We start from the raw sequence: 7973 nt of genomic DNA, 5'->3' as shown, positions 1-7973 counted from the left end.
TTAAAACCAAAAGTGGAGCTATGTCTTATTTGAAACCAATAATTGAAAGACAGAACGATGAATTAAAATGGACCTAAATGTTATGATAAATCATTATTTTAGTAATAATCAATTTTTCAGGAGGCAAAATTTTGACACAAACGATTTGCCATTTATTACACCTCTTCTTTATTTTTTATGATTATCGTATATATATATATATATATAATCACTAATGTTTAATTTTAATGGAATTAGTATTTAAATATTTTGATTTACCTCTATTTTGCTCTGTCAAATATTTCTAAAGAATGTTTCTTAAAACTGAACATTATTCATTAATAGTTCACTAAATTATATTAATACATTAATTTTAAGTAAATATAATAGAATAATAATGCATATTATCATCTATGAACAACAAGAACACATCTGTTCCAAGTAACAATATATGTTTTCAAATATTAGCAATGTTAGTCAAATAATTTGTAATTGTGAATATGATAATTCTGCAAGATAATATAATATCTTTTTTAGCTAATAATTACAATTGTTTAGTTCATTCCCAATTTTCTGTGTTTAATTTATATTGTAAATCTTTTAATTTTTCTTTTTTTACATTATAATCTGGTATAATTTTTTCAACTTCTTTCCAAAAGTTTTTAGAATGGTTATGTTCTTTTATATGAGAAAGTTCATGGACTACAACATAATCTATAATTTCATCATCAGCCATCACTAATTTCCATGTGAAATTAATACTATTTTTTCCACTACAACTCCCCCATCTTGTTTTTGCACTTGTAATTCTAAAACCTGTAGGTTCAACATTCATTTCTTCTTTAAAGTGGATTACACGGGATAAAATGTGTTCTTTAGCTATCATTTTATATAGATTAATAATAATTTCCTTAATTTGATCATTATTACAAAATTCAGGAATTAAAAATTTATTATCTTCGTAACTTGCAATATTTTTGTTAGTAGAGCATATTTGTTTTTTATTTCCTCTTATAAGTACATAATCTCCAAAATTTAGATTAAATTTCTTTCTTTGATCATGTTCTTTTTTAACTTTTTCAAGATGTTCTTTTATCCAATTTTCTCTAGATTTGACAATTTCATCAATTTGAGCTTTAGATATATTATTGGGAGCTCTAACTTCCACTGTTGTGTCTTTTTTTATTTTAATTGATACAGTTTTCCTGTTAGTCTGAACAAGTTTATATTCTATCATATATGATCTTTAAAATATAATTTAAAAATATAATTAATGGGTAAAGATATAATTGGTAGGTATCAAGTTAATAGCTGTTAGTTAAATAGCTGTTAGTTAAATAGCTGTTAGTTAAATAGCTGTTAGTTAAATAGTTATTAAATTAAATAAGCTAATTGAATTAAATAAGTTCTATTTTAGCTATTGAATTAACTCCTATTCTCATTTTATCAATATTTTTACCCTATTTATTGATTATTTTTCTTGTTTTATCATATTGTATTATAATTTCCCTATTTTTCACTTTTTCTAAAGGCTTATTTAATTTTCTAAGTGTAATTATCATTTCGCGACTGTCTTCAATGATGTTGGCTAAATATTTAATTAAGCTTAGTAAATTATCTAAAAAATCAATTTTATTATCTTTTGTATGTTTTATAGATAGTATAAGTATTGTTATAATTTTTACATTAATATCCAGTTGATTTAGAATGTCTTTCATAAATATTTTATAGTATCTCTCTAAAGAAACTATAAATTCATTACTAAATCTTACAAAATCTTCTAAATTATCTATATCTTCATTAATGTTGTGTTTTTCAGGGCTGTTTTCTTCTGTTTCATCTATTTCTAAAACATTATTGATTAAATTCTCATAAGAATTAAAGAAAGATTCAAATATCTTGTTTAATTGACTAAAAAACAAAATACTGTATAATAAATAGCTATTTAATGGAGGCCATTTCAGTTCTTCTTTAAGATTTTCAATGATTAAATAGATTAATTCATTGTTTTCATTTAAGTCATTATTCTTAGCTATATTTTCAATAAATGATTTATCATGATGTATTTTATAATAGCTATATTCTTTATTTTTAGCATCATATTTTTTTAGATAATCTTTTGCTTTTTTTAATGTTTTTTGATATTCTTTGTTATTAAGTTTATTTTTAAGTTCTCTACTTTCAAAAAAGTTGTTAACTTCTAAATAGCTATTTATTTCGTCTGTAAAATATTTGGGTAAATCATATTTCATATTTAATTCTCTTATTTTTGTTTTAAGGGAATTATTCAAGTAATTTCAATCTTTTTACAACAAAATCTTTATCTAATGACAATAAAAATGATGCTGCTTTTGGTCCTTGTTTTTGCCCTAAAACTACTTTATAAATAGCTTGGAAAGCTTTTTGAATTTTTAATCCTTGTTTATTTAGTATTTCATACATTTCATCATGAAGTTTAGCTGCATCATTGAAGTCATTTTCTTCAATTAAAATAGCTAATTCTTTTAAAAATGTGGTTTGTTCATCAGTTAAAGGTAAGTTTGGAATATTTTTCATAACTTGGAATTTAACGAACTTTGGTGCATATTTTTCTAACCAATTTTTAACTTCATCTACTCTTTTTTCAAAGTATTCATTTTCAATTTCGCTTAATGTTTCATATTCTTTATTTTTAAAAGAATCAGTTAATTGTGAATTTTTCTTTAAAATTTCAAATATTTTCTCATTGTCTTCTCCAGCTATTTGATATGCTACAGTTAAGAATCTGTAAGGTGGTCTAAATGGTAAGTTTGTTTTCTCTGTGTTTTCTTGGATTTTAGACATTTCATAGATTTTTCTGAATTTTTTATCTTCTTTTTCTGATGGTGCTTCTTCTTCATTGTAATATACTTTTTCTACTTTGTCAAATTGTTCTATAAAGTCTAAAAATGCCATTTTAGGTGAGAAATCTTTATGTTTCATTGGTTTACTTCTAAATAAGAAATAATTTAGGCTTTCTGCTGGTGCAATTTCTAGCCATTGTTTTGGGGTGAAAAATACTCCTTTAGATTTACTCATTGCTTCGCCATCTAATGTAATCCATTCATATGGCACTGGATATGGTGCTGTGTAGTTAAATATCTCTTTAGATATTATGCTACTTACATCATAGGATCCACCACTTGCTGCATGGTCTTTTCCAAATGGTTCACATGTAATTTTGAAAATTTTCCATCTTGCAGCCCATTCTACTCTCCAGGTTAATTTACCATTTCCACTGTTTATATCCATTTCACCATCATGACCACAGTCACATCTGTATTGTACTGTATCTTCGTTGAATGCATAAGCATAGGTCGTATTCACTCTTCCACATTCATCACATATAGGGTTGTAAGGTAGCCAATCATTCGCTAAAGGATGTTCTCTGTATTGGTTGAATATATTTCTTATTTCCTCTGCTTTTTCAAGTGAGATTCTAATGTAATCATTGTATAAACCTTGCTTATACATTTCAAATCCTGATTTTGGAGTAAGTTCTATTCCAAAATCATCTAAAACATCAAATAATGGTTTTTCAAAGTGTTCAACAAAGCTACTGCAACATCCTTCTGGACAAGGTATATTTGAATAAGGCATTCCTAAATATTTATCATAACTTTCTGGTAATGGGTATGGAACTTTTCTAAGGGGATCATGATCATCAGCTATCCATATTGTTTCTGCATTTACTCCAAGTTCCTTTAATTTCTTTCCAATAGCATTAGCTATAAACACATCACATGAATTACCTATATGTATGGATCCTGATATGGATGTTCCACTAGCAATCACATGTTTTTCAACATCTCTCTCTTTTAACTCATCAGCTATTCTTTCTATCCAATGTTTCATTTCATCACCATGATAATAATTAGAGTTAAATATTATTTAATTGAAGATAATATCATCAAGATAATATTTATTTGAAGATAATATTTATTCATAAAATAAGTATTTACTTATTATTAGAAATTTATTAAAATATTTAATATTAATTGATTGTAGTATAAGTTGAAATTTAATATTATTAATTTATAAATCGAAATTTAATTTTTATATAATTTTTATAATTAGATAAATCATTTAATTAATTATTAATTAAAGTTTTAATATTTAAAACAAGAAATAATTAAAAGAACTAATTTAAAAAGTATATTTGTATTATTTGATACTTATATATAAGATTTATATAATATATATGCTTTATTTTATGTGTTTAATAAAGATTCTTTTATTTAAATAAATAATTTAATACTATTTATTAATAATTTATTATTCATATACTAATATGAAACAAACATTTCAAACTTTTAAAAAAAGTTTGATCAAAAGCTATTTCCAAAAATAAACCATTTTAAGTATAAGGAATGCTTTTATTTAATATTAAAAAATTTAAGCTATTAAACATATATACTTATTTTAATGAATAATTTAAATTATAAAGAAATTAATTGTAAAGTCCCATTAAATAAAATTAATAGAATGCCTTATAAATGGGATTTGAATATTTATAGAGGCTGTCAACATAAATGTATTTACTGCTTTGCTATATATTCTCATAAATACATGAACACTGAAAAAAGCCTAATGACTTTTACTAATAGTATTAATAATGGTGCTAATAGTAATAGTGTTAATAATAGTTTTAATAGTAATAGTCTTTCTGTTAATACTAATAACAATCATTCTTTTAATTGTCATGATGATTTTTATAATGATATATATGTAAAAAGAAATATTGTAGAGGCTTTAGAAAAGCAATTTAGAAAATCTTCTTGGAAACGAGAAGTAGTTAATGTTGGTGGTGTAACTGATAGCTATCAACCTACTGAGAAAAAATTAGAAATAATGCCTAAAATTCTTGAGGTATTTATAAAATACAGGAACCCTATTATTATTTCTACTAAATCTGACTTAATTCTTCGAGATATTGAACTTATAGATAAATTGTCCAAGCTTACATATGTGAATATTGCAGGTTCAATTACTACATTTAATGAAGATATAAGAAAAAAGATTGAGCCAAACACCTGTTCCTCAATGAAGAGATTAAATATGTTAAGTCGTGTTAAAGAAGAAACAAATGCATAAGTAGGTCTCCATATGATACCTATTATTCCACATATTACTGATGGTGATTATGATTTAGACAGTGTTTTTAAAATGGCTAAGATGATTAATGTGAATTATATTTTACCAGGGCTTTTAAACCTTTATGGAGAAACAAAAACTCATTTTTTTAGAATAATCAAAAACAGTTTCAAAAACAGTTTCAATGATCTTAAAAATACTTATATATCTTCAAAAGCTAGTAAAATTTATAATATGAAGTTTTATAATAAAATAACTATTTTAAATAAGCGTTATGATTTTAAAGATTCTTATAAAACTGTTTTAGATAGAAAATTAAATGAGTTTAATCTTAAAGATAATACAAAACAAAGCACGCTTTTTGATACTTTTTGATTAATTTTTAAAAGATTAAATACCTATTTTTACTAATTTAGCTATTATACATTATCAAAGAAATCTGGTTCAGCTTTATCTAACCATTCATTTACTATTTTCACTGCACAATAATTTCCACACATTGTACATGTATCTGGATCTTCTGGTGGTCTGTTTTCTCTGGTTTTTCTTGCATCTGCAGGGCAAATTGATGCTGAATATTGACCTTCCCAATCTAACTTTTTCCTTGCATTTGCCATAGCTAAGTCTTTTTCTCCATTGTGGATTCCTTTTGCCATGTCTCCTACATATGCTCCGATTCTTGTAGCTATTACTCCTGTTTTAACATCTTCTGGTCCAGGTAGGGCTAAATGTTCTGCTGGAGTTACATAACATATGAAATCAGCTCCTGCTTTAGCTGATGATGCTGCACCTATTGCAGAGGATATATGATCATATCCTGGGCTTATGTCTGTTACAATTGGACCTAACATGTAGAATGGAGCATGTCCACAGAGTTTTTTCTGGATTGTTACATTTGCTGGAATTTCATTTAATGGAATGTGCCCTGGACCTTCAATCATTGATTGAACACCAGCTTCTCTTGCTTTATCAACTAATTCTCCGAGAATAATTAGTTCTTGAACTTGTGCTCGGTCTGTTGAATCAGCTATTGCTCCAGCTCTCATTGCATTAGCAAGGGATAGTACTACATCATACTCTTTAGCTATTTCAAGTATGTAGTCAAAATTTGTGTATAATGGATTTTCTCTCTCGTTTTCAACAATCCAAGCTGATATAAATGCTCCTCCACGAGAAACTAAGCCTCCATATCTTCCTTGTTTTTTAAGTCTGGCTAATGTTTCGATATTAACGCTACAATGAATTGCCATAAAGTCTATCCCATCTTTAGCTTGCTTTTCAATGTTTTTAAACATCTCTTCTTCATTCATTTCAATAGAAGATCCAGTTTTTCTAATAGTTTCAATAGCTGTTTGGTAAATTGGAACACTACCAACTGGTAGATTTGACATTTTTAAGATTCTCCTTCTTATTTCATCTAAATCTCCACCAATACTTAATTCCATTAATGTATCTGCACCGTGTTCAATAGCTATCTCAGCTTTTTTCTCTTCTTCATTGAAATCAATAATATCTGTAGAAGTACCAATGGTTGCATTAACCTTAGTCCTAAGTCCTGCTCCAATACCAGTTGCTTCTATATTTCTATTAATATTTGATGGAATTACTATAGTTCCTTTAGCTACAGACTTCCTAATGAATTCTGGATCTAAATTTTCAGCTTGTCCAACTGTTTTCATTTCTTCAGTTATTATTCCTTTATTTGCATCTTCAAATTGGGTCATTATATCACTTTTATGGTTATTATTGATTTAATTAAAATTTAGCTATTTATTTTAATTTTTAGCTATTTTTTATAAACTCAAGATTTCTTTATTTTATTCAATTTATATTGAATTTAACTTAAGTTTATTTGAGCATTGTTTTGTTTTGATGTCATTGCTTATAAATACTTCTATATCTTTCTAATATTTCTTTAAACTTGAGTTTTTTCAATTAAAATTGACTAATCTAAAAAAACAAATGATATTGAGTTTATTCAAATTAGATTGATTTGTTTTAAATGAATATTGAAAGATATTTTTAAATTAATTAGATTAATTTGAAATATTGGCATAGTCAAGTAGGTTACTGATTCTGGTATTTATTTTCTATGGGCTTGTTTTAGGCTGAACACGATTCATATGTGATAATTATTTGTTAGTAGTTCATTAATCCATTTATTCATTGATTCTTCAAATTTTTCATCTGATTTTTTCTTTCTATATTCATATTTAAGATATATTCTTTTTTCTGATCCTTCCATAATGTGCATTCTTCTCTTTACATGTTTAGGAAGAGTTATTTGGAAATTGAGTTCAGAGGCATTTGAAGTTTTCGGAACACCATCAACCTTTAAATACCAAAAGAAATCATTAAAATTAGGTATTATAAATTTATTCATCAATTGCTGAATACAAGGATGTAAAAATTCTAAATTATCCACCATATCTTCAAATATTAAATCAATCTCTTCTAAATCCTCATTTAAAACCATATCTATAATTTTCTGCTCCTGCTCTTTAATAACTTTTCTATCCTTTCTATTTATTTTACCTCCCTTCTTCTTATAACTAGCCATTATGTTTTTAATACTCGTTTTAATAGCCTTAGGTGTGTGTTTCAAACATAATTGTCTTTTAAACCCATATTTTTCCAGTGGTTCTTTATATTTAGGGTTTAAATCCACAGTAATGTATTTCTCTTCTGGTAAATATGGAGCAATTGTTTCAAAGTATTCATCCAAGTTAGCTGCGGTTTCTTTGGAGTACATTTCATCAAAAACCACATTTCCATTAGCTGCATCATTCATACAAAGGTAAAATGAATTCCATCCTCCATGTGCTTTACACCATAAACTATCAAATGTGTACTTACCTGATGATTTTGAAGGAATAGGATTA

The 7973-nt window shown here is 26.0% G+C and carries 7 protein-coding genes; 2 read left to right on the top strand and 5 right to left on the bottom strand.

Annotated features, from left to right (window positions below; genetic code table 11):
• Positions 1–538: 538 nt before the first annotated feature.
• The 3 genes from MBFIL_RS01025 to lysS form a co-directional block, all read right to left on the bottom strand.
• Positions 539–1216: a M48 family metallopeptidase gene (locus tag MBFIL_RS01025; protein ID WP_066970606.1), complete on the bottom strand. Its 678-nt coding sequence runs from the start codon at positions 1214–1216 to the stop codon at positions 539–541.
• A gap of 223 nt (positions 1217–1439) precedes the next feature.
• On the bottom strand, positions 1440–2231 hold the full coding sequence (locus MBFIL_RS01020) for a hypothetical protein (protein WP_157078610.1): 792 nt from the start codon (positions 2229–2231) through the stop codon (positions 1440–1442).
• A 31-nt stretch (positions 2232–2262) separates the two neighbouring features.
• Positions 2263–3852: a lysine--tRNA ligase gene (gene lysS, locus MBFIL_RS01015; protein WP_066970602.1), complete on the bottom strand. Its 1590-nt coding sequence runs from the start codon at positions 3850–3852 to the stop codon at positions 2263–2265.
• A gap of 570 nt (positions 3853–4422) precedes the next feature.
• Between lysS and MBFIL_RS10730 the strand changes: the two genes are divergently transcribed.
• Entirely contained in the window at positions 4423–5091 is a 669-nt protein-coding gene (locus tag MBFIL_RS10730) for an SPL family radical SAM protein (protein ID WP_066970600.1), read from the top strand.
• Between the two features lie 12 nt (positions 5092–5103).
• On the top strand, positions 5104–5466 hold the full coding sequence (locus MBFIL_RS01005; RefSeq protein WP_066970598.1) for a hypothetical protein: 363 nt from the start codon (positions 5104–5106) through the stop codon (positions 5464–5466).
• Positions 5467–5510: 44 nt separating this feature from the next.
• On the opposite strand, the gene thiC is transcribed toward MBFIL_RS01005, so the two are convergent.
• Together thiC and MBFIL_RS10725 are read right to left on the bottom strand one after the other, a co-directional pair.
• A complete protein-coding gene (thiC, locus tag MBFIL_RS01000) occupies positions 5511–6815 on the bottom strand; it encodes a phosphomethylpyrimidine synthase (protein ID WP_066970596.1) in 1305 nt (434 codons plus the stop codon).
• Positions 6816–7210: 395 nt separating this feature from the next.
• The coding region (locus tag MBFIL_RS10725) for a hypothetical protein (protein WP_066970594.1) at positions 7211–7973 on the bottom strand (763 nt) is incomplete at its 5' end.

This window comes from Methanobrevibacter filiformis, assembly GCF_001639265.1.
Classification (GTDB): domain Archaea; phylum Methanobacteriota; class Methanobacteria; order Methanobacteriales; family Methanobacteriaceae; genus Methanacia; species Methanacia filiformis.
This window is presented reverse-complemented; position numbering and strand designations above follow the sequence as displayed.

Coding starts and splice junctions, on each gene's coding strand:
- MBFIL_RS10730 (WP_066970600.1), top strand. CDS start 4,423: ATGAATAATTTAAATTATAAAGAAATTAATTGTAAAGTCCCATTAAAT.
- lysS (WP_066970602.1), bottom strand. CDS start 3,852: ATGAAACATTGGATAGAAAGAATAGCTGATGAGTTAAAAGAGAGAGAT.
- MBFIL_RS01005 (WP_066970598.1), top strand. CDS start 5,104: ATGATACCTATTATTCCACATATTACTGATGGTGATTATGATTTAGAC.
- MBFIL_RS01025 (WP_066970606.1), bottom strand. CDS start 1,216: ATGATAGAATATAAACTTGTTCAGACTAACAGGAAAACTGTATCAATT.
- MBFIL_RS01020 (WP_157078610.1), bottom strand. CDS start 2,231: ATGAAATATGATTTACCCAAATATTTTACAGACGAAATAAATAGCTAT.
- thiC (WP_066970596.1), bottom strand. CDS start 6,815: ATGACCCAATTTGAAGATGCAAATAAAGGAATAATAACTGAAGAAATG.